The sequence below is a fragment of the Cronobacter condimenti 1330 genome, from assembly GCF_001277255.1.
Lineage (GTDB): Bacteria > Pseudomonadota > Gammaproteobacteria > Enterobacterales > Enterobacteriaceae > Cronobacter > Cronobacter condimenti.
Map to the genome: position 1 here is coordinate 83,492 of NZ_CP012265.1, position 20,155 is coordinate 103,646.

The 20,155-nt window shown below is 55.8% G+C and carries 23 protein-coding genes; 12 read left to right on the top strand and 11 right to left on the bottom strand.

Annotated elements, in window-relative coordinates; all coding sequences use genetic code 11:
* Positions 1-59: 59 nt before the first annotated feature.
* Genes AFK62_RS20315 through AFK62_RS20330 form a run of 4 tightly spaced genes read right to left on the bottom strand, consistent with a single transcriptional unit; the run spans position 60 to position 1,712 of the window.
* Positions 60-437 (bottom strand): response regulator transcription factor, encoded by a 378-nt coding sequence (locus AFK62_RS20315; protein WP_007679865.1) that lies wholly within the window; start codon positions 435-437, stop codon positions 60-62.
* A gap of 11 nt (positions 438-448) precedes the next feature.
* Positions 449-727 carry a DUF1427 family protein gene (locus AFK62_RS20320; RefSeq protein WP_007679862.1) on the bottom strand — a complete coding sequence of 93 codons (279 nt, stop codon included), beginning with the start codon at positions 725-727 and terminating at the stop codon, positions 449-451.
* Entirely contained in the window at positions 724-966 is a 243-nt protein-coding gene (locus AFK62_RS20325) for a DUF1427 family protein (RefSeq protein ID WP_007679850.1), read from the bottom strand. Before AFK62_RS20325 ends, AFK62_RS20320 begins: the two co-directional genes overlap by 4 nt.
* Positions 967-1,025: 59 nt before the next feature.
* Positions 1,026-1,712 (bottom strand): hydrolase, encoded by a 687-nt coding sequence (locus AFK62_RS20330; protein ID WP_007679849.1) that lies wholly within the window; start codon positions 1,710-1,712, stop codon positions 1,026-1,028.
* Between the two features lie 299 nt (positions 1,713-2,011).
* Between AFK62_RS20330 and AFK62_RS20335 the strand changes: the two genes are divergently transcribed.
* From AFK62_RS20335 to AFK62_RS20350, 4 genes are read left to right on the top strand one after another with little or no spacing between them, the layout of a single operon-like run.
* Positions 2,012-3,886 carry an amidohydrolase gene (locus AFK62_RS20335; RefSeq protein ID WP_007679848.1) on the top strand — a complete coding sequence of 625 codons (1,875 nt, stop codon included), beginning with the start codon at positions 2,012-2,014 and terminating at the stop codon, positions 3,884-3,886.
* 4 nt (positions 3,887-3,890) lie between these two features.
* Positions 3,891-4,319 carry a DoxX family protein gene (locus AFK62_RS20340; RefSeq protein WP_007679847.1) on the top strand — a complete coding sequence of 143 codons (429 nt, stop codon included), beginning with the start codon at positions 3,891-3,893 and terminating at the stop codon, positions 4,317-4,319.
* A complete protein-coding gene (locus AFK62_RS20345; protein ID WP_007679846.1) occupies positions 4,306-5,925 on the top strand; it encodes an MFS transporter in 1,620 nt (539 codons plus the stop codon). Before AFK62_RS20340 ends, AFK62_RS20345 begins: the two co-directional genes overlap by 14 nt.
* Before the next feature lie 46 nt (positions 5,926-5,971).
* Positions 5,972-6,790 (top strand): alpha/beta fold hydrolase, encoded by an 819-nt coding sequence (locus AFK62_RS20350; protein ID WP_007679844.1) that lies wholly within the window; start codon positions 5,972-5,974, stop codon positions 6,788-6,790.
* 61 nt (positions 6,791-6,851) lie between these two features.
* On the opposite strand, the gene AFK62_RS20355 is transcribed toward AFK62_RS20350, so the two are convergent.
* Positions 6,852-8,231, bottom strand: coding sequence for a PTS transporter subunit EIIC (locus AFK62_RS20355; protein ID WP_007679842.1), 1,380 nt, complete (start codon positions 8,229-8,231; stop codon positions 6,852-6,854).
* A 279-nt stretch (positions 8,232-8,510) separates the two neighbouring features.
* Here AFK62_RS20355 and AFK62_RS20360 point away from each other — a divergent pair, with 279 nt between their 5' ends.
* The gene (locus tag AFK62_RS20360; RefSeq protein WP_007679840.1) at positions 8,511-9,710 is read left to right on the top strand and encodes an enolase C-terminal domain-like protein; all 1,200 of its coding nucleotides are present in this window, start codon (positions 8,511-8,513) and stop codon (positions 9,708-9,710) included.
* Here AFK62_RS20360 and AFK62_RS20365 read toward each other — a convergent pair.
* Together AFK62_RS20365 and AFK62_RS20370 are read right to left on the bottom strand one after the other, a co-directional pair.
* Entirely contained in the window at positions 9,698-10,417 is a 720-nt protein-coding gene (locus tag AFK62_RS20365) for a GntR family transcriptional regulator (RefSeq protein WP_007679839.1), read from the bottom strand. The genes AFK62_RS20360 and AFK62_RS20365 overlap by 13 nt on opposite strands.
* A 178-nt stretch (positions 10,418-10,595) precedes the next feature.
* Entirely contained in the window at positions 10,596-10,892 is a 297-nt protein-coding gene (locus AFK62_RS20370) for a TM2 domain-containing protein (protein WP_007679837.1), read from the bottom strand.
* 140 nt (positions 10,893-11,032) lie between these two features.
* Between AFK62_RS20370 and AFK62_RS20375 the strand changes: the two genes are divergently transcribed.
* Both AFK62_RS20375 and AFK62_RS20380 read left to right on the top strand, forming a co-directional pair.
* Positions 11,033-11,380 carry a nuclear transport factor 2 family protein gene (locus tag AFK62_RS20375; RefSeq protein WP_007679834.1) on the top strand — a complete coding sequence of 116 codons (348 nt, stop codon included), beginning with the start codon at positions 11,033-11,035 and terminating at the stop codon, positions 11,378-11,380.
* 150 nt (positions 11,381-11,530) lie between these two features.
* Positions 11,531-13,108 carry a sensor domain-containing diguanylate cyclase gene (locus AFK62_RS20380; RefSeq protein ID WP_053532135.1) on the top strand — a complete coding sequence of 526 codons (1,578 nt, stop codon included), beginning with the start codon at positions 11,531-11,533 and terminating at the stop codon, positions 13,106-13,108.
* 57 nt (positions 13,109-13,165) lie between these two features.
* Here the strand turns inward: AFK62_RS20380 and AFK62_RS22495 are convergent, their stop codons facing one another.
* Positions 13,166-13,336, bottom strand: a complete 171-nt coding sequence (locus AFK62_RS22495; protein WP_007679825.1) for a hypothetical protein — start codon at positions 13,334-13,336, stop codon at positions 13,166-13,168.
* Between the two features lie 671 nt (positions 13,337-14,007).
* On the opposite strand from AFK62_RS22495, the gene AFK62_RS20385 reads away from it, so the two are divergent.
* The 4 genes from AFK62_RS20385 (at position 14,008) to AFK62_RS20400 (ending at position 17,645) form a co-directional block, all read left to right on the top strand.
* Positions 14,008-14,490 (top strand): Hcp family type VI secretion system effector, encoded by a 483-nt coding sequence (locus AFK62_RS20385; protein ID WP_053532136.1) that lies wholly within the window; start codon positions 14,008-14,010, stop codon positions 14,488-14,490.
* A gap of 18 nt (positions 14,491-14,508) precedes the next feature.
* Positions 14,509-15,447 (top strand): hypothetical protein, encoded by a 939-nt coding sequence (locus tag AFK62_RS20390; RefSeq protein WP_007679816.1) that lies wholly within the window; start codon positions 14,509-14,511, stop codon positions 15,445-15,447.
* 216 nt (positions 15,448-15,663) lie between these two features.
* Positions 15,664-15,987 carry a four-helix bundle copper-binding protein gene (locus AFK62_RS20395; protein WP_007679813.1) on the top strand — a complete coding sequence of 108 codons (324 nt, stop codon included), beginning with the start codon at positions 15,664-15,666 and terminating at the stop codon, positions 15,985-15,987.
* A 182-nt stretch (positions 15,988-16,169) separates the two neighbouring features.
* A complete protein-coding gene (locus AFK62_RS20400) occupies positions 16,170-17,645 on the top strand; it encodes a TrkH family potassium uptake protein (protein WP_007679811.1) in 1,476 nt (491 codons plus the stop codon).
* A gap of 54 nt (positions 17,646-17,699) precedes the next feature.
* Here AFK62_RS20400 and arsC read toward each other — a convergent pair whose 3' ends face one another.
* The 3 genes from arsC to AFK62_RS20415 all read right to left on the bottom strand — a co-directional run bounded on the left by arsC (position 17,700) and on the right by AFK62_RS20415 (position 19,861).
* Positions 17,700-18,110: an arsenate reductase (glutaredoxin) gene (gene arsC, locus AFK62_RS20405; protein WP_007679809.1), complete on the bottom strand. Its 411-nt coding sequence runs from the start codon at positions 18,108-18,110 to the stop codon at positions 17,700-17,702.
* Positions 18,111-18,153: 43 nt separating this feature from the next.
* Positions 18,154-19,437, bottom strand: a complete 1,284-nt coding sequence (locus AFK62_RS20410; RefSeq protein ID WP_007679806.1) for an arsenic transporter — start codon at positions 19,435-19,437, stop codon at positions 18,154-18,156.
* Between the two features lie 88 nt (positions 19,438-19,525).
* On the bottom strand, positions 19,526-19,861 hold the full coding sequence (locus AFK62_RS20415; RefSeq protein WP_007679801.1) for a metalloregulator ArsR/SmtB family transcription factor: 336 nt from the start codon (positions 19,859-19,861) through the stop codon (positions 19,526-19,528).
* Between the two features lie 29 nt (positions 19,862-19,890).
* Here AFK62_RS20415 and AFK62_RS22500 point away from each other — a divergent pair, with 29 nt between their 5' ends.
* Complete coding sequence (locus AFK62_RS22500; RefSeq protein WP_032984845.1) at positions 19,891-20,109, top strand: hypothetical protein; 219 nt, start codon at positions 19,891-19,893, stop codon at positions 20,107-20,109.
* Positions 20,110-20,155 lie beyond the last annotated feature (46 nt).

Sequence of the window (20,155 nt, forward strand, 5' to 3'; positions counted from 1 at the left end):
CCGGTTTTCAGGACGTCGCCCGCGCCGGTCCGCGGGCGGTTTCTTAACAGGCAGGCTATTCAGCCGCCGGACAACACGCGCTGTATGTGGCCGAGAAGCACATCAACATTTATCGGCTTACGCAAAAAAGCAACGGCGCCGAGGGATTCGGCGTACCGTTGCATGTTTTCATCGCCATGACCGGTGATAAAAATCACGGGCGGTGGCGGTGTGGGGAGGATTTTTAATTTTTCGAACAGCGTGAGGCCGTTCATCCCCTTGAGTTTAATGTCGACAATAATCACGCACGCGGTGTCGAGTGCGGTTTCACTGCTGAGAAACGCTTCGGCGGAGTCGAAAGCGTCGGTCAGGTATCCATCCGATTGCAGCAGGTTACAAAGCCCGTTGCGTACAGAACGCTCATCGTCAACGATGGCGATGCGCTGCGGCAGCGTCATGCTGTCTGTCCTCAAAATGCGTCGCCCGAGCGGGGCGGCTTGCCTCTCTCACTTGCGGGCGGCGGCGATGTGCCGCTGATTTTCGGCACGCACTCCTGGCGAAACCAATGAAAGGTGACGGGTTCGCCGCGAAGCAGTCTGCGGCAGACCGGGATCACCTGCTCGCCTGCCAGCATCCCGAGCAGCCCCAGCAGCGCGACGAGCGGTGGTGCGGGCGAATGCACATCAAGTGTTGCGTAAATCGCGCCAGCCAGCACGCCGACCGCGAGAGAAACCAGCCAGGCTTTCATGATGCTTCCCTGTTCGGCGCGCGTAACGGCGGCGCGGTGTCAATGTGTGGGGCCTGCGCGACGGGCCGCAGGGCGACCTCATGGCGGTTTAGCGCCTCACGGGTGACATAATCGCCCGTTAACATGCCAAGCAGACCCAGCAGCGCGATAGCGGGCGGCGCGGGCGATTTTACTTTCAGCAGGCCGTAAATCAGCCCAATCAGCAACCCGGCGGCGAAGGATATAACTGCGGTGCTCATGACGCTCTCCAGTCAGAGGCGATACGCAGGCAGGCATCAGACCCACCTGCGATGGCCGCTTAGCGGGCCGGAACCGGCGCCAGCGTGCGGTGCTCGCTCTTCTGACGGGACGGCGCTTTGTGCACCATGGTGTAGGCATAATCCACGCCCATACCATATGCGCCAGAGTGTTCTTTCACAATATCCATCACTGCGTTGTATGTTTCTTTGCGCGCCCAGTCACGCTGCCACTCCAGCATCACCTGCTGCCAGGTTACCGGTACGACGCCCGCCTGGATCATGCGCTGCATCGCGAAATCGTGCGCTTCTTTCGAGGTGCCGCCGGAGGCGTCTGACACCATGTAGATTTCATAGTCGCCTTCCAGCATGGCGCACAGCGCAAAGCTGTTATTGCACACTTCGGTCCACAGGCCGGACACCACGATTTTGCGTTTCCCGTTGGCGGCCAGCGCGTCACGCACTTTCTGGTCGTCCCAGGAGTTCATGGAGGTGCGCTCAAGAATGTCCTGACCCGGGAACACATCCAGCAGCTCCGGGTAGGTATTGCCGGAGAAACTTTCGGTTTCAACGGTCGTGATAATGGTCGGGATGTTGAAGACTTTCGCCGCTTTCGCGAGCGCGACGGTGTTGTTTTTCAGCACCTGACGGTCAATAGACTGCACGCCAAACGCCATCTGCGGCTGCTGGTCGATAAAAATCATCTGGCAGTTGGAAGGGGTGAGCAGTTCGAGCTTAGAGGTTGTCATAAAATCATCCAGTGAGGTTAGAGGTTACAGGCCCGCCGCGTCACAGACACAGACGTCGACGGCGAGGCCGTTATCATTCGGGCTTTATACTGGCGCTCCCCTCTGGATCGCGTAATTATCTCTTCGTATAACTATCCTTTCGTATACCTATACTCAGGTATACCTATCCCTTCGTATAACTGGTTTTTTCCTGCACACGGTTCCCATAATCCTGGCAACAACATGATGTCGTCCTTCGGGCGGCGTCGATAAAGCCCGCGCCGCAGGCGTCCTGTACGGGCACTCAGACAGGAGGATGTATGGTTTCCCTTGGTAAGGCAGATCTGATTCTGGTGAACGGCCAGTTTCATACGGTCGATCGTGAAAATCCGCACGCCGAGGCGGTGGCTATCCGCGACGGTAAATTTCTGGAAGTCGGAACCGTGGCCGACGTCATGCAGCATCACTGTGAGGCCACGAAGGTGGTGGATCTGAAAGGCCATACCGCGATTCCCGGCCTGAATGACTCGCACCTTCACCTGATCCGCGGCGGTCTGAATTACAACCTTGAACTGCGCTGGGAAGGCGTGCCCTCGCTTGCAGACGCCCTGCGTATGCTCAAAGAACAGGCGCTGCGCACACCCTCGCCGCAGTGGGTTCGCGTTGTGGGCGGCTGGACAGAATTTCAGTTTGCCGAACGCCGGATGCCGACGCTTGATGAGATAAACGAGGCCGCGCCGGATACCCCGGTGTTTATTCTTCACCTTTACGATCGCGCGCTGCTGAACCGCGCCGCACTGAAGGTGGTCGGGTATACCAAAGATACGCCAAACCCGCCGGGCGGCGAGATCCAGCGCGACAGCAACGGCAACCCGACCGGGATATTGATTGCGCGCCCGAACGCCATGATCCTCTACGCCACCCTTGCCAAAGGGCCGACACTGCCGCTGGAACACCAGGTGAATTCCACCCGCCAGTTTATGCGTGAGCTGAATCGACTTGGGCTGACCAGCGCGATTGATGCAGGCGGCGGTTTCCAGAACTACCCGGAAGATTATGAGGTCATCAAAACGCTTAATGATAATCAGCAGATGACTATTCGTATCGCCTATAACCTCTTTACCCAGCGCCCCGGTCACGAGCTTGAGGATTTCGAGAAGTGGACTGATATGCTCACGCCAGGGCAGGGCAATGATTTCTTCCGCCATAACGGCGCAGGCGAAATGCTGGTCTTTTCTGCCGCGGATTTCGAAGATTTCCTTGAGCCGCGGCCCGATCTTGCGCCGGGCATGGAAGATGAGCTGGAGCGCGTTGTGCGCCACTTAGTCGAGCATCGCTGGCCGTTCCGCCTGCACGCCACCTATAACGAATCGATAAGCCGGATGCTGGATGTGTTCGAGCGTGTCGATCGCGACATTCCGTTCAACGGCCTGCACTGGTTCTTCGATCACGCCGAAACGGTAACCCAGCACAATATCGACCGCATTAAGGCGCTGGGCGGCGGCATCGCGGTGCAACACCGTATGGCCTTCCAGGGAGAATACTTTGCTGAGCGCTACGGCATAGAGGCAACCCGCCACACGCCGCCAGTGGCACAAATGCTGGAAACCGGCGTGCCGGTAGGGCTTGGCACCGACGCTACCCGCGTCGCGAGCTATAACCCGTGGACGGCGCTGTACTGGCTGGTCTCCGGGCGCACTGTCGGCGGGATGCAGATGTATGACCACAGCGCGCGGCTCGGTCGCGACACCGCGCTGATGCTCTGGACACAGGGCAGCGCCTGGTTCTCCAGCGAGCAGGGCAAAAAAGGGCAGATCAAGGCAGGGCAGCTTGCGGATCTCGCGGTACTGAGCAAAGACTACTTTCGCGTGCCGGAAGAGGAGATCAAGGGCATTGAGTCAGTGCTGACGGTAGTGGATGGCGATATCGTCTACGCCGCGGGCGCGTTTGGCCCTCTTTCGCCGCCGACGATCCCGGTATTGCCGGAGTGGTCGCCGGTAGTCAACGTACCGGGTCATTACCGCAGCGCGCCGCCGCAGGCCGCCCGCGTCGGGCTTCGCCCTGCCGTACACCAGTGCAGTGGCCCATGCGGCGTACACCGTCATCAGCATGACGTGGCGCGCCTCTCTTCCGTCCCGGTTGCCGACGATAACGCCTTCTGGGGCGCGCTCGGTTGCAGCTGCTTTGCGTTCTGATCCTATGAAAAGTGCCTCGTTTTCTCACACCACGCCCCGTCCTGACGCGGGGCTGTTCTTCCTGCGTCTGACGGGCAGCCTGCTGTTGCTGTATGTCCATGGGCTGCCGAAAGTGCTGCATTTCACCACAGAGCTCGGACGCATCGAAGATCCGTTCGGCATGGGGCCGTACATGAGCCTTCTGCCCGCCATTCTGGCCGAGGTCATTTGCCCGATTTTCATTATTCTCGGCATCGCTACCCGGCTCGCCTGCCTGCCGATTATCGGCGTGCTGCTGGTGGCGATGCTGGCGGTACACCCCGGCTGGAGCATTGCCGAAGGGCAGTTCGGCTGGCTGCTGCTGATTATCTTCACCACGCTTACATTAACCGGGCCCGGCAGATGGCGAGTTAACGTGCCGGGCAAACAGGAGTTCAGGCATGGCGCAGGTTAACGACGTCCACACGGCGTCTGCCGCCACCCCGCCGGTAGCCGCTTCTTCCTGGGCACCGCTGCGCCAGCCGGTGTTCCGTATGCTGTGGATAGCCACGGTGGTCTCAAACATCGGTTCATGGATGAACGATGTGGGGATCAACTGGACCATGCTGACGCTCAGCGCCGATCCGCTGGCGGTGGCGCTGGTGCAGGCGGCGAGCAGTTTGCCGATGTTTCTGTTCGCGCTGCCCTCCGGCGTGATGGCCGATATTGTCGACCGACGTAAATATCTGCTGTTTTCGCAGCTGTGGGTGTTTATCGCAGCAGCGGGTTTGACGCTGCTGTCGTTTGCCGGGCTCGTTACGCCCGGCGTGCTGCTGGTGGCGGCGTTTCTCTTAAGCGCGGGCGCGGCCATGAGCTCGCCGCCGTTTCAGGCCATCGTGCCGGATCTGGTCGATAAGCATGAACTGGCGCCCGCCGTCGCGCTCAACTCGCTCGGCATTAACATCAGTCGCGCCATTGGCCCGGCGCTGGGCGGTCTGGTGCTCTCGTTTGCGGGGCCATGGGTGGTGTTTGCGCTCAACGCGCTGTCGGTGCTCGGCGTCGCCTGGGTGTTGTATCGCTGGAAGACGCAGCCTGCCATCCAGCGCCTGCCGCCGGAGCATTTTTTCCCGGCGGTGCGCGCCGGGCTGCGCTATGTACACGCCGCGCCGGTGTTGCGTTACGTACTGGTGCGTACCGTGGCGTTTTTCACCTTCGCGAGCGCAGGCTGGGCGCTGCTGCCGCTGGTGGCACGCCGCGAGCTGGGGCTCGGGCCGGGTGGCTACGGCATTATGTTGGCCTGCATCGGGATCGGCGCTATCTGCGGGGCGGTAGTGTTGCCGCGGCTGCGTAAGCGCTTCAACCCGGATCGCCTGATGGCGCTTAACAGCGTGATGTTTGCTGTCAGCATGCTGGCGCTGGCGTTTATCCGGCACGTCTGGCTGCTGAATGCGTTTCTGTTTCTTACCGGTTTCGCCTGGATTGCGGTGCTCTCAACGCTCAACATGGGCGCGCAGCGCAGCGCGGCAAAATGGGTGAAGGCGCGGGCGCTCGCGGTTTATTTGACGTTCTTCTTCGGCTCGATGACCGCCGGCAGCGCCCTCTGGGGACAACTGGCATCGCATTTTAGTATCGCGACGGCCCTGTGCGTCGCGACGCTCGGCATGTTACTCGCAAGCCTGACGGCGCGCCGCTGGCAACTCAATAAAGATCCTGACCTGAACCTGGACATTCGCGATATCGACAGCCGCGCGCAGGCGCTGAATATTTCCCACGAGCGCGGCCCGGTCATGGTGATGTACAAATATCAGATAGACCCGGACGACGTGTATGACTTTGTCGTGTGCGTGCAGGAGATCCGCCGGGTACGCCAGCGCGGCGGCGCGCTGAGCTGGTCGGTGTATGAAGATATTCAACGCCCCGGCGTGTTTGTCGAATCGTTTGTGGTCGGCACCTGGATTGAACACCTGCGTCAGCAGGAGCGCCATACGGTCAATGACCTGCTTATTCAAAGCCGCGTGCAGGCCTTCCACCGGGGCGGGCAGCTTCCCCAGGCGCGCTATTTCATCGCACCCGTAATGTAAACACTATACTTATCAACCTGAACCATCGCTAAAAGAGGAATGACGGATGAGCACAATCAAGACGCAGGACGGTACGCAGATCTATTACAAAGACTGGGGCGCGGGCAAACCGGTGCTGTTCAGTCACGGCTGGCCGCTGGATGCGGATATGTGGGACAGCCAGATGAATTTCCTCGCGGAGCGCGGCTACCGCGTGATTGCGTTTGACCGTCGCGGCTTTGGCCGTTCCGATCAGCCGTGGAATGGCTATAACTACGACACGTTTGCCTCTGATATCAATGATCTGATTGAGACGCTGGACCTCCAGGACGTCACGCTGGTGGGCTTCTCAATGGGCGGCGGCGATGTGGCGCGCTACATCGGTAAATATGGCACCTCACGCATCGCGGCGCTGGTGCTGCTGGGCGCGGTCACGCCGGTCTTCGGCAAAATTGGCGACTACAGCCAGGGTGTGGATCTCTCTGTTTTTGAAGGTATCCGCGAAGGGCTGCGTAAAGATCGCGCGCAGTTTATCAGCGATTTTGCCGCCACTTTTTACGGCACCAACGCGGGCCAGACCGTCTCTGACGGTGTACTGACCCAGACGCTGAATATTGCGCTGATGGCTTCACTTAAAGGCACGCTCGACTGCGTGACCGCGTTCTCGGAAACCGACTTCCGCGCGGATCTGCAAAAAGCGAACGTGCCAGCGCTGGTTATCCACGGCAGCAACGATCAAGTGGTGCCGTTTGAATCCACCGGTAAAGTCGCCGCGGAAATGTTGAATGCTGAACTGAAAGTGTATGACAACGGCCCGCACGGTTTTGCCGTCACGCATCAGGATCAGCTCAATGAGGATCTGCTGGCGTTTCTGAAAACGCTCTAACCCTGCCTTACCGCTGGCCGGTCAGCCCGGCCAGCGCTTCCCTTACCCCTTCGCGCCTCGTTTATAACTTCTGCATGGCCTGGTCTTTGCCTACCAGCAGCGTGGTTAATGCAAATGAGAGCACCAGCGCCATCGCCACACCGGCAAGGGCAAAAACAAAGTACGGGCCGATATACGCGGGCAGGCTGAAAATGCTCGACAGAATGTAGCCGTAAAGACGCACGCCAAAGAACGCGATAAACGCCGAGGCCAGTGAGCTGGCAATTGTCGCGGAGATAAATGCTTTTTTATAACGCGTCAGGACACCAAACAGCGCGGGTTCCGTAATGCCAAGCAACGCCGAAATCGCTGCTGACAGCGTGACGGTTTTCTCGTGACGCTCTTTGCTTAACCGCCAGATGGCGAACGTTGAACCGGCAATGGCCATATTCGCCATAAACATCATTGGCATTAGCATGTCATAGCCGCGCTCGCTAAAGTTTTGCAGCGCAATCGGCGTCATGGCGTGGTGCATACCGGTCAGCACCGCGACGGGGCGGATCGCGCCCACGATTAAGCCCGCAAAGCTCGCCGACACGCCAAACAGCCCTTCGACAAACAGCGCCAGCCCCTTACCTAACCAAATCCCAATCGGGCCAATGACCACCAGCGCGGCCAGCGCGCCGAGAAAGAGCGTCAGCGTGGGCGTAAACACGGTTTTCAGCACATCAGGCATGATGCGGTCTACCCAGCGATAGATATAGCTGAGCGCCAGAATAGAGAAAATGACCGGAATGACGCTGGCGGAATAATTAAAGACCGATACCGGAATGGTATTAAGCAGCCACAGCGCGCTGACCGCGCCCTCCTGATGGGTAGCCAGCGCTTTGGCGGCATCAATCAGCGACGGATACATCAGACACGCAGCGACGGCTGCCGCCAGATATTCATTCACTTTAAAGATTTTCGCGGCGGAAACCGCAAGGAAAAACGGCAGGAAATAAAACACGCCGCTGGCGATAAGGTCGATAATCATCACCGTATCGCTTTTCGCGGAAATCACCTTTAGCGCAATCAACCCCGCCAGCAACCCTTTGATCATACCAGCCCCGGCAATGGCCGGAACGATCGGGCCAAACACGCCAGAAACCGTATCCATAAAGAGTGAAATTAACCCTTTACGGCCTTTTTTCTCGACGGGAGCGGCAGGCGCGTTATCACCCAGCGCGTGGAGGATCTGTTCGTACCAGCTGCTCACCTTTGGCCCGATGATGACCTGAAACTGGTCGCTTTGCAGTTGCGCGCCCAGCACGCCGGGCACTTTTTTTATCTCATTCTGATCGACTTTATCATCATCAATTAAATCGAAGCGCAGTCGCGTCATGCAGTGCCAGACGTTATTAATATTCCCCTGGCCGCCGACCAGCCGAATAATCTTGGTAATGGCTTCTTGCGTCCCCATAATGACTCCCGCCGAATGTTGTTGTCGTTTTAATGTTGCCCTGAAGCATAAGTAAACCCTGATAACAAAACAAACCAATAAATGTTGATACGGTTCACAGGTTTAAGGGAGTAGAGGCCATTTTGTGGTGTGCGGCCTGAATTGGTCTGGTTTTATAATAATATTCCGGCCGGATAACTGACCAAAATAAATAGTCAAAAAAAGGGTTTACCCGACAATATTTTTAGGGCGATGATATTTGCTATTACGTATTCCACAGCGCTGCAAAGGAGTTGTCTCGTGACGCCTGTGATTATCAAAAATATCGAATGTTTTATTACCCGCCCGGACAGACATAACCTTGTGACGGTGCGCGTGACGACCGCGCAGGGCATCACAGGGCATGGCTGCGCTACGTTTCAGCAGCGTCCGCTGGCCGTTAAGACACTGGTGGATGAGTATTTACACCCGCTGCTGGTGGGGCGCGATGCGAATAATATCGAAGATCTGTGGCAAATGATGAACGTTAACGCCTACTGGCGAAACGGCCCGGTCATGAATAACGCCATCGCGGGTGTTGATATGGCACTGTGGGACATTAAAAGCCAGCTTGCGCAGATGCCTCTGTATCAGCTTCTGGGGGGGAAATCCCGCGATGCGATCCCGGCGTACAGTCACGCCAGCGGCGAAACGCTGGAAGATCTCTTTGCCTCTGTCGATGCGCTGATAGCACAGGGGTATCGCCATGTTCGTTGCCAGCTTGGCTTTTATGGCGGCACGCCGTCGGCGCTTCACGCGCCGGAAAATCCGACCCCAGGCGCGTGGTTCGATCAGCAAGAGTACATGCGCAATACCGTCGATATGTTCCGCGCGTTGCGTGAGAAATATGGCTGGGGGCTGCATATTTTACATGACGTTCACGAGCGGTTATTCCCGCAGCAGGCTGTGCAACTGGCTAAACAGCTTGAACCTTATCAACCTTACTTTATTGAAGATATCTTACCGCCCCAGCAGAGCGCCTGGCTTGAGCAGGTGCGTCAGCAAAGCTGCGTACCGCTAGCGATGGGTGAACTATTTAATAACCCCGCTGAATGGCATGATCTGATAGTCAATCGCCGTATCGACTTTATCCGCTGCCACGTTTCGCAAATTGGCGGTATTACACCTGCGCTTAAACTCGCGCATTTCTGTCAGGCTTTTGGCGTGCGCCTTGCCTGGCATGGCCCTGGCGATATGACGCCGATTGGTGTGGCGGTGAATACGCATCTGAATATTCACCTGCATAACGCGGCCATTCAGGAATTTATTCCGCGTTCAGCACTGACCGACGCGGTGTTCCCGGGCGCACCGGAAGCGAAAGACGGGTTTATTTATCCGCCGGTGAATGCCGGGATCGGGGTGGGTTTCGATGAGGAGCTGGCGCTGGCGCATCCCGTCGTTTATCGCCCCCATGAATGGACGCAAAGCCGCCTGCCTGATGGCGCTATTCATACGCCCTGAGACTGGCGCAGGGCCAAATTATCGCGGTTATGGGGGATAACGTAGGTGCAGGTATAATTGATATCAATAATATCGCTTACCTCAAAGACCCGCCCGCCTTCAAGAATACCGCGATTATGAATGTGCATGGCCGGGCTGCCTTTCTTGCAGCCCAGTAACGCCGCCTGTTCACGGCCGACGCTCACGGCGCGGTAGGTGGTCAGCATATGCGAAATCGTCAGCCCTTTGCTCAGGACATATTGCTGAATGGAACGCTCAATGGCCTGCTGGTTCAGATCGGGAAAATCTGTCACCGGCATACGTGAGATTTCAAGCTGTACCGGCGCGTCATCGACAAAGCGCAGGCGACAGAAATGCCAGATAAAACTCTCTTCACCGATACCGAAAATTTGCTGTGCGGCGCGATCCGGGCGCGTTTTATGCAGGCTTATCATGCGGTAGCGGATTTGGTCGAAGCGCTTTTCGGTGATGGAGTTATAAACCAGCGGATTATTACGCGCCTGCTCGTTGATCCACGCGCCTGACCCCTGCACGATGCGCACGACGCCGATGCTCACCAGCTTTTCCAGCGCCTGACGGATAGTAAACCGCGACACGCCATACTCTCCGGCAAGCTGTCTTTCGGGCGGTAACTTCCGTGGGCCGGGCGTCGTGTCCTGATAAATTTTGCTGAGCAGATCCTGCGTCACAAACTCTTTTTTCTTCATGAGGTTTACCTGAATGATATTGCTCACCGCCGCATGCGGTAAGGGTATCATTCATTGGGGCGTTTTTTCAGCGTCTTCGCGCAGGCAGAGCCGCGGTGCGTAAAGCGGGGGAGAGAAAAAGGGAGAAGAGCCATTCCGCATTGTATTACGTAAAGAATGGCCCTGGCGTCAGCGTAAATCAGCCATATTTACGCGCGAAGTTCTCATCGGTATCGCACAGATAAATGATGAATTCGACAAACGAGATAACGGCCGGAATAAAAGTCCAGAAGAAAATCAGATACAGAAAACCCTGTCCGACTTTGCCTAAATAAAATTTATGCACGCCGATACCGCCCAGGAAAAAGGCGAGTAACGCTGCGCTGATCCGGTTTTTATTTCCGGCTGGCGTACCCTGCGTCGCGCCGCACTGCGGGCAGGCTTTCGCTGATTCATGAATTTCTTTCCCACACCCGCGACAAAAAACCATCGACATTTTTGTATCCTTATTGTCGTTATTAATTTCAAATTAATTATTGCTGTTCCTGTTAATGATACCGTTTAAGCGAGACGGGGCATATCCCAAATTAAGGCAGTGAATAGCGTTTATTCAGGCTGACGAGTAAGGGCGACACCATGTTACAGGCGATACTCATTGCGCTGGAATGTAGTCTGCATGAGGCAAAACGGCGCGACCAGGCGTGGCTGGAGGCGGTGCTCCATCCACGCTTTTGTGAAATCACGCGCTCAGGATCCGTTGTGAGCCGGCACGAGACTATCAAGGCGCTGACACAGGAGACTTCCGCGCCGGCGATGGTCAGCAGCGACTTTACCCTCCTGCCTGTGAGTGAAGAGAGTGTGATTTTGCGCTACCACACCTGCGCGCCGGATGGCCGTCGCGCCGCCTGGCGTTCGTCGCACTGGGTAAAAGACGGCGAGTCGCGCTGGCAGCTCATTTTTCATCAGGGAACACCGGCGGGCTGAGGCGGGATCTGTCATGTTACCGTTAACGCCGTGAAGACTTGTCACAGCCTGTTAAATTATTGTCATCAGACGGGGGCTGGGCCCTCCAGAAACGGCCGGGAGTACCGATAACCCCTAAAGCAAAATTGGTTATTCCGGGGAAACCGTTCCGTGACTCTCAGGCAGTTCATTTCTTATCGTCTTGGGCTTAGCACATCGCTGGGTCGAAGTCTGGCTGTCTTACTTCTGTTCCTCCTGGTGGGCGGGATCAGCACGAACGTACTGGTATTCTTACACTCCTTTGATGATGAAATTGCCCAGGCCGCGAATAAAGCGGTTAACCTCTCTGTCGCCCAGGTGCGGCAGGCGGAAGATACTTTTATGGCGGTCGGCCAGACGCTTGATGATGTGCGCGCCGCCGTCGCCGCCGGGCAGTCCGCGACCTATCACAGTTTCCTTGTGCGCCTGAAAGGGCGTCAGCCACAGCTGGACGGGCTTTACTTCTATGACGCGCAGGGCGTCATTAAGGGCTCGTCGTTCGGCATCGCCGGTATGCAGAACGACATTACGCAGCAGGATTATTTCCGGTTCCATTATGAGAATCGCCAGACTGGCCTTCACATCGGGCGCGTCATCCGCAGCCAGAACACCGATGAACGGGTGATCCCGGTTTCCATGCGGGTAAACGATCTGAGCGGTGGTTTTGCCGGTGTCGTGCTTGCTACTGTAAAACTTGAGTATTTTCAGCGCTTTTACAGTTACTTCGAGCTGGGGCCGCGCGATATGCTGGCGCTGCTGCTGACCGACGGCTCGGTCCTCTGCGTGCGCCCCTACAATGAAGCAAAAATTGACGTCAATATCGCCAGCAGCCCGCTCTTTACCCGCGAACTGCTCCGCGCCGATCGCGGCACCGGCACCTGGGTGGCCTCGCTCGATCACGTGGAAAGGGTATTTGGGTTTGCCCGCACTGAAAAACTGCCGCTGGTGGTGGTAGCCGGTTACGACCGCGCCGAGGTGTGTATGCACTGGCTTCGTAATAATCTGCCGGGCATGTTATCGAACCTGATGCTGTTAGTCGGGTTTCTGCTGTTCAGCTCCGTGGTGTTTCGTAAGGTGCGCAGCAGTATTCGCGACCAGCAGGAGCTGAAGCAGTTGCGCGATGAACTCCTGAAAGCGAACCAGACGTTTAAATCGATGGCGATGGCCGACAGCCTGACAGGGCTTGCCAACCGCCGCAAATTCGATACGACGCTTGCGAAAGAGCTGGCGGATTCGGCGCTCTCCGGCAAACCGGTCTCGCTGATTATGCTCGATATCGATTTCTTCAAACGCTACAACGACAGCCGCGGCCATGCGGCTGGCGATGCCTGCCTGCGGCTTATCGGCAATACCCTGCAAATGGTGACGCTGCGCACGAGCGATCTGGTGGCGCGTTATGGCGGTGAGGAATTCGCGATTGTATTGCCGGATACCTCCGGTGAAGAGGCGCTGGTGCTGGCGACGCGCGCGGTCAGTATGATCCGTGAAAAACATCTGCCGCATCCATCAACGGAACTGCCCGAACAGGTGGTGACTATCAGCGCAGGCTGTCATACCGTCTGGGGAAACGGGCGGGAAGACGCCTTCAGCGCACTGATCCGGGGTGCGGATACGGCGCTGTACCTTGCGAAAAATCGTGGGCGTAATCAGGCGTTCCGGCTGCCTAACACTATTGCGACCGGCAATGACAAATCCATTTATGCCGCGTAGCGGGCAGGGGAGTACGAGGCGTGACCGCCAGACAGTCAACACGTGCGGTCACGCAGGCTAGCGGGTCAGATTAGCGATGCGGGCAAGAAACGTATTCCACTGTGATTTCAGCATGTCGATATGCGTTTTCTTAAGCGCAATGAGCGAGGTCGGATCGCTGCCCGCGCGTACCTGGCTGGTGAACCCCGCAAACCACGCGCGCGCCGCTGCTCTGTGCGGTAACCACAAGAAAGCCCTGCTCTCAGGAAATCCATGAGCGTCATGCATTTCCTGAGCGCAGGGCTTTCTTGTGGTCACTGTATTCATCCGTCTTTTGTGCTCCAGAGCGGTTCTCGCTCAATACCTATGTGTTCTTTATTAAAAGATTTTTCCGCGTTGTGCCTTCGTGCCTCAGGTGAGCGTATGCGGAAAACGCGGCGATTAAGATTAGGCTGAATTACTGCCAGGGCGGTTTACTTCGTAACTAATCACCACGCTAATATTTCATATTCGAAGGATAATTCAGCATTTAGGATAAATCGCAGGTTCGGTGTTTTATTCAAAACATTCCGATTAATAAAAACGGTTTGTTTTATAACGTATTATTTTCGGTGGCCAGTATTCTGCAAACGTTATGAGAATTTTTTATTTTGCCGCGTAATAAGTTTCTGTTTTGAACTTGCCGAAATCCATAGCTTTATTTTTGTGATCATTAACACACCCTTATCCAGAAAGTCGTCATGTATCGGCAATAAAAATGAAACAGATACAGGATATACGCTGAATTAATTCGAATGAGATTCGTCTTAATTTCCGGGGCGGTATTGTTAAGCGATTTGAATAAACTTAGAGTGAATCCGAATTATTTGCCCACGGGCTCTGCTTATTCTCACCTGCTATCTGATAACAAGGAGTATTACATGGCTATTGATATGTTCCTGAAAGTGGAAGGCGTTACTGGCGAATCCAAAGATGCTAACCATTCCAACTGGATCGACGTGCTTTCTTTTAACTGGGGCGCGGCACAGCCGGGAAATATGGCGGTAGGTGGCGGCGGCGGCGCCGGCAAAGTTAACTTTCAGGATTTAGCCGTGCAGGCCATTGTCGATAAAGGCACGCCTGCTATTTTGAAATTCTGTGCAGGCGGTAAGCACGTGAATAAAGTTGAGCTTTCCGTTTGTAAAGCGGGCGGGCAGCAGGTGGAATATTCAAAAATCGTTCTGGAAGATGTGTTGGTCACCCGCACGGAATTTACCGGCGTGGGGCAAACCGATACCGTAATGGTGAATTATTACTTCCAGGCGGCGAAAGTTAACTTCCATTACTGGGAACAGTCAAACCAGGGTACCAAAGGCGCTGAAACGAAAGCCGGTTGGGATATCAAACAGAATAAAGAACTCTGATAAGAAAGGAGTGGCAAGATGGCAGAAATTAACTCCATGATAAATGCCCTTCTTTCCGATCGGTCTTACTTTAATGAACAAGAAATACATACCATTATCGACTTCGTGAATGAACTCGATGATGATATGCTGTATCAGTTTGAAAATGCTGAAGAACGCAGCGTAATGTATAGCTATGAGCAATTACTGGCCAGCTCCCGACCTGTTGGAATCAATAACGGCGGGCGCGATCTGGAAATGGGATTACTCAATTCCGGAACGAATAATACTATTCAGAATAACCGCCAGTTCTTTGACCGGTATAATACTCGCGTTCCTCGCATGGGCGGACGTGGGGGCAACATTTATAATGAGGCCACTAAAATCAGCTATGATTTTGCCGGTAAAATTATCACAGGGATTGGTGGGATGTTTGGCGCTTCCGCGGGGGTTGCCGCGACGGTCACATCCGGTACCGCCGCGGCAAACGCGGCTTCCTCTCTGGGCGTGCGCACTGCCTTTCTGGCCGCAGGGGGTGTTTGCGGCGTCGTGGGCGGGGTACTGGTGCTCCTGCGCAATACGTTGTCAGACCGGCAGACGGCGAATAACAAACGCTTTCTGGAAACCGTAAAAAAAGCCGTGAAAGTGCGTAATAAAGTGAATAAGTTTTTCGAAGAGACCAATAACAAGGTGGTGAAAGATCCGGCGAAAGCGAAAACACAGCTTGAATCCGGTATTGCCTCACACCCGGCCCGTTTTGCGGCAGGCCCAGGCGGCACGACGGTTTACGCCGATTTGTCGCCGGTCGAAAAGCTCATCACCGAGGATTTCGCGGCGCAGCACTATGATATCCGCTCAAAAGTGGTTATCAGTCGTGGCAACCCGTGGCACATCACGCTCACTACGCTTCGCGGCGGCACTAAGCAGTTCACTCAGGAAGAGATGACCATTCTGCAGAATATCGCAAGCCGGTTGTAACACCGCCTATTGCGGTGCCGTCACGGCGCAATCTCCCGCGCGTTATCAGGCGGCGGCGTCAGCCCCGCCACATCACCCTGTCTTCAACCGTTCTATTACCCTGCATCATACCCGGCCCATTTTTATATGAATTTCGCATAACGCCCCTTAAAAATGGCATGACGCCAGTGTGGCGTCCACACTTGGCCTGTGTTCAACAGATACAGGAGAATCAAGATGTCATTACAGTATTCGGAATGTATTGAAGCCTGTTACGCCTGTGCGACCGCCTGCGACAATTGCGCAGCATCCTGCCTGAAAGAAAGCGATCTCGACATGATGCGTGAATGCATTCGGCTGGATATGCAGTGCGCCAGCTTATGCCGCCTCGCCGCACAATTTATGGCGCTGGACAGCGAATTTGCCCGCGCACTTTGCCAGATCTGCGCCGATATTTGTCAGAAATGTGGCGAAACGTGTGGTAAACACCAGGCGGATCACTGCCAGGCCTGTTCGCGTGCCTGCCTGCACTGCGCGCAAGTCTGCCGCAGCATGAATTAAGCACAACCTCTGTATGACCGTTGTGCGAGAGGATCGTTATCACGCCGTACAGGGATGTACGTAGCCCAGGGCGTTGCGCTGAAAATCACCGTTTGACAGAGCTTGTTCCCCTTTTTTACAACATTTTTATACGTGACGCGGTTTAATGACATAACTTGCGAATACTCTCTTGAGGCCTGGTTTTGCTACGTCACGCTCCCGCGCATGTTTCGCGTCCAGCTATCGTTATTCATCTTTGCGGTTTTTTAGTCTTTCTCTACAGTTTTTCAATGTTGCCGCCGATGGTGGTGGCGCTGTTTTGTAAAGATCGCAGCTACTTTTCGTTTCTGGTCACGTTTATCACGTTTTTTATTCCCGGTTGTACCGCCTGGCTTGCCACGCGACGGCATATCGCGCCGCTCAAAACCCGTGATGGTTTTCTGATTATCGTCCTGTTTTGGCTGCTGTTTTCTCTCATCAGCGCTATGCCGTTCTGGCTTGATAAGGCGCTTGGTCTGAATGCCGCACAGGCCCTGTTTGAAGGGGTATCCGGGATAACCACCACCGGCGCCACCATCATTAATGATGTCAGTGGGTTACCAAAACCTTTTCTCTATTATCGCGCGCAGCTGAATTTCATTGGGGGGTTAGGCGTTATCGTGCTGGCCGTTGCGGTACTGCCGTTGCTGGGAATTGGCGGTATGAAGCTCTATCAGTCGGAGATGCCAGGCCCGTTTAAGGAAGAGCGCCTGACGCCGCGCCTTGCAGATACTTCCCGCACGTTATGGCTCACCTACCTGATGCTGGGTATCGCCTGTTGCGCCGCTTACATGCTGGCCGGCATGCCCTGGTTTGATGCTTTATGTCACGGGCTTTCTACCGTCTCGCTTGGCGGATTTTCCACGCGTAACGAAAGCATCGGCTTTTATAACAGCTACCCCATCGAACTGGTGGCCGGACTGTTTTCCTTGCTCTCGGCAGTCAACTTCACCGTCTGGTTCGTTGCCTTTACCCGGCGCACACTAAAACCCTTTCGCCGCAATGCCGAACTGCATTTTTTCCTTCTGGTTACGCTGATTGTGGTTCTGCTGACGGCCTGGCAGGTATGGCACAAAGGCATGTACGATCTGACCGGCAGCCTGGTGCACGCTTTCTTTCTCGCAAGTTCAATGATCACCGATAATGGCCTGACGACCGGGGATTACGCGAGCTGGCCCTCACATACGATAGTCCTGTTGCTGCTTGCGAGTTTTTTTGGCGGCTGCGTAGGGTCGACCTGCGGTGGCATTAAAGCGCTGCGCTTTCTTATCCTCTTTAAACAGAGCCGTAATGAAGTGCATCAACTGGCGCACCCGCGGGCCATACTCAGCCTGCATGTCGGTAAAAGCGTGGTGAATGAAAGAGTGCTGCGCTCGGTGTGCAGTTTTTTCTTCCTGTATATGCTGGTCAGCATCGGGTTTATCTGGGCACTCACGTCAATGGGTTATGACTTGCTGAGTGCTTTTGGCACCGTGGCGGCCTGCATTAACAATATGGGGCTGGGGTTCGGCGTGACGGCGGCGAGCTTCGATACGCTTAATGACGGCGCGAAATATCTGATGTGTCTGGCGATGATCCTGGGCCGCCTTGAGATTTACCCGTTCCTTATCCTTCTCTCACGCTTTTTCTGGCGCTCCTGATATTCGCTGGTACCAGGTGCCTTCATCAGAAGGCGCCTTTTTATTGGCTCATCATCACGCCGGTGGAATGACGATATCGCCGTCCTCTTTCGTAAAGGGCTCTTGCTGCGGGTCGGGCAGGATGGTGAGGACCACTTCGGACGGGCGGCACAGACGCGTGCCGAGCGGAGTCACCACGACAGGGCGATTAATCAAAATCGGATGCGCCAGCATCGCGTCCAGCAGCGTATCATCACTGAAGGTGTCCGCATCCAGCCCGAGCGTTTGATATGGCTCGACATTCTTGCGTAGCAAGTCGCGTACGCTGATGCCCATCTCAGTGATGCGTTGTACAAGCTCAGCGCGCGTGGGCGGTGTTTCCAGATAAAGAATCACGGTTGGCTCCACACCGCTGTTGCGGATAAGCCCCAATGTGTTGCGCGAGGTGCCGCAGTCGGGGTTGTGGTAAATCGTAATCGGGGTCATCGCAGAACTCCGTCAGGGCGCGTTGGCCGCGCCCGGGTTGAGGTTAAAAAGAGAGACGCAGGGCAAGGGCGGCAAGCGTTACCAGCAGAACCGGCACTGTCATCACAATGCCCACCCGGAAGTAATAGCCCCAGCTGATGGAAATATTCTTTTGGGCCAGCACATGCAGCCAGAGCAGGGTGGCGAGGCTACCAACAGGCGTAATTTTCGGGCCTAAATCGCAGCCAATAATATTGGCGTACACCATTGCCGATTTAATCACGCCGGTAGCACTGCTGGCGTCAATGGACAGCGCGCCGATAAGCACCGTGGGCATGTTATTCATCACGGATGAGAGTGCGGCGGTGATAACACCGGTCCCGAGCGTCGCGCCCCAGATCCCGTGCTGCGCAAAGGTGTTAAGCAGTGCAGAGAGATAATCCGTCAGCCCGGCGTTACGCAGGCCATATACCACCAGATACATCCCCAGCGAGAAAACCACTATCTGCCACGGCGCGCCTTTCAGTACTTTGCGCGTATCGATAACGCGCCCCTGACGCGCCACCAGCCAGAGCAGTGCCGCTGCGCTGGCGGCCACCAGGCTGACGGGAACGCCGAGCGGCTCCAGCGCGAAGAAGCCCACCAGCAATAGCACCAGCACCAGCCAGCCTGTGGCAAACGTGCGGCGATCGCGGATGGCCTCCTGCGGTGTATGGAGCCGGGCGCGGTCATAGCTTGCCGGTATTTCGTTGCGGAAAAAGAGATGCAGCATGACCAGCGAGGCAAGTACCGAGGCGATATTCACCGGCACCATCACGGCGGCGTACTCACTAAAGCCGAGCGAGAAGAAATCCGCTGTGACGATATTCACCAGATTAGAGACAATCAGCGGCAGGCTGGCGGTATCGGCGATAAATCCGGCTGCCATAACAAAAGCCAGCGTGGCGCCGCGGCTGAAACCAAGCGCCAGCAGCATTGCAATCACAATTGGGGTCAGGATCAGCGCGGCACCGTCGTTGGCAAAGAGCGCCGCAACCATCGCACCCAGCAACAGTATCCAGGTGAACAGCCGCCGCCCTTTCCCCTTACCCCAGCGGGCGACATGCAGCGCGGCCCACTCGAAAAACCCACTTTCATCCAGCAGCAGGCTGATGATGATTACGGCGATAAATGTTGCAGTCGCGTTCCAGACTATCTCCCAGACCACAGGAATATCGCTAATCTGCACGACGCCGGTCAGCAATGCCAGCGCTGCGCCGCCCGTTGCGCTCCAGCCGATACCAAGCCCTTTCGGCTGCCAGATAACCATCACCAGGGTCAGGATGAAAATTGCACCCGCCAGAAACATACCGTTCTCCTTCACTGAAAACCCGCCGTCACGCCAGCAGGTAAATACCCTTATGCATACGAAATTTCATATGTGTAAGACTGCATTTTTAACCGCATACCCCGGTGCGCGGAGCATTCTGTGCCACCAGGCGTTCGAGAGTTTCCCGCTCGCATAAATACGCCTGTTCGATAACGGCGGCGGCCCAGGCAGGCATATGCGGTGACAGACGATAGTAGATCCATTTACCGTCGCGGCGATCGCTGAGCAAACCGCTGTCACGCAGCGGCGCAAGATGGCGGGAAATTTTAGGCTGCGAGAGATTTAACGTGGCCGAAAGTTCGCAAACGCATAATTCTCCTTGCGCCCGCAGCAACAGCGTCAGATGCAGACGGGTATCGTCGGCAAGGAGTTTAAACAGTTGTAACGGCGTCACTGGCGTCATGTGGCCCTCCTGGAACAAAGGAGGGCAGTGTGGATCGCAACGCGTACACCGTCAATTACATATTCATTTTTTCGAATATGTGTGGCGGGTTACTGATAGCGTTGTTGCGCGAGTACGCGTTGCAGTTGGTCGCGCGCGTCGCCTTGCAGACCGCACAGCACTTCCGGCAGGCAAGGGGCCGTGACGCACCCTGGCAGGATCCTCCGTCAGCACACCTGCGCAAACCCGCGTTCTGGCAACCCAGCTGATACCGCTTCAGTTACCCGCCGTCATACTTTGATGTGGCAAAGAGCG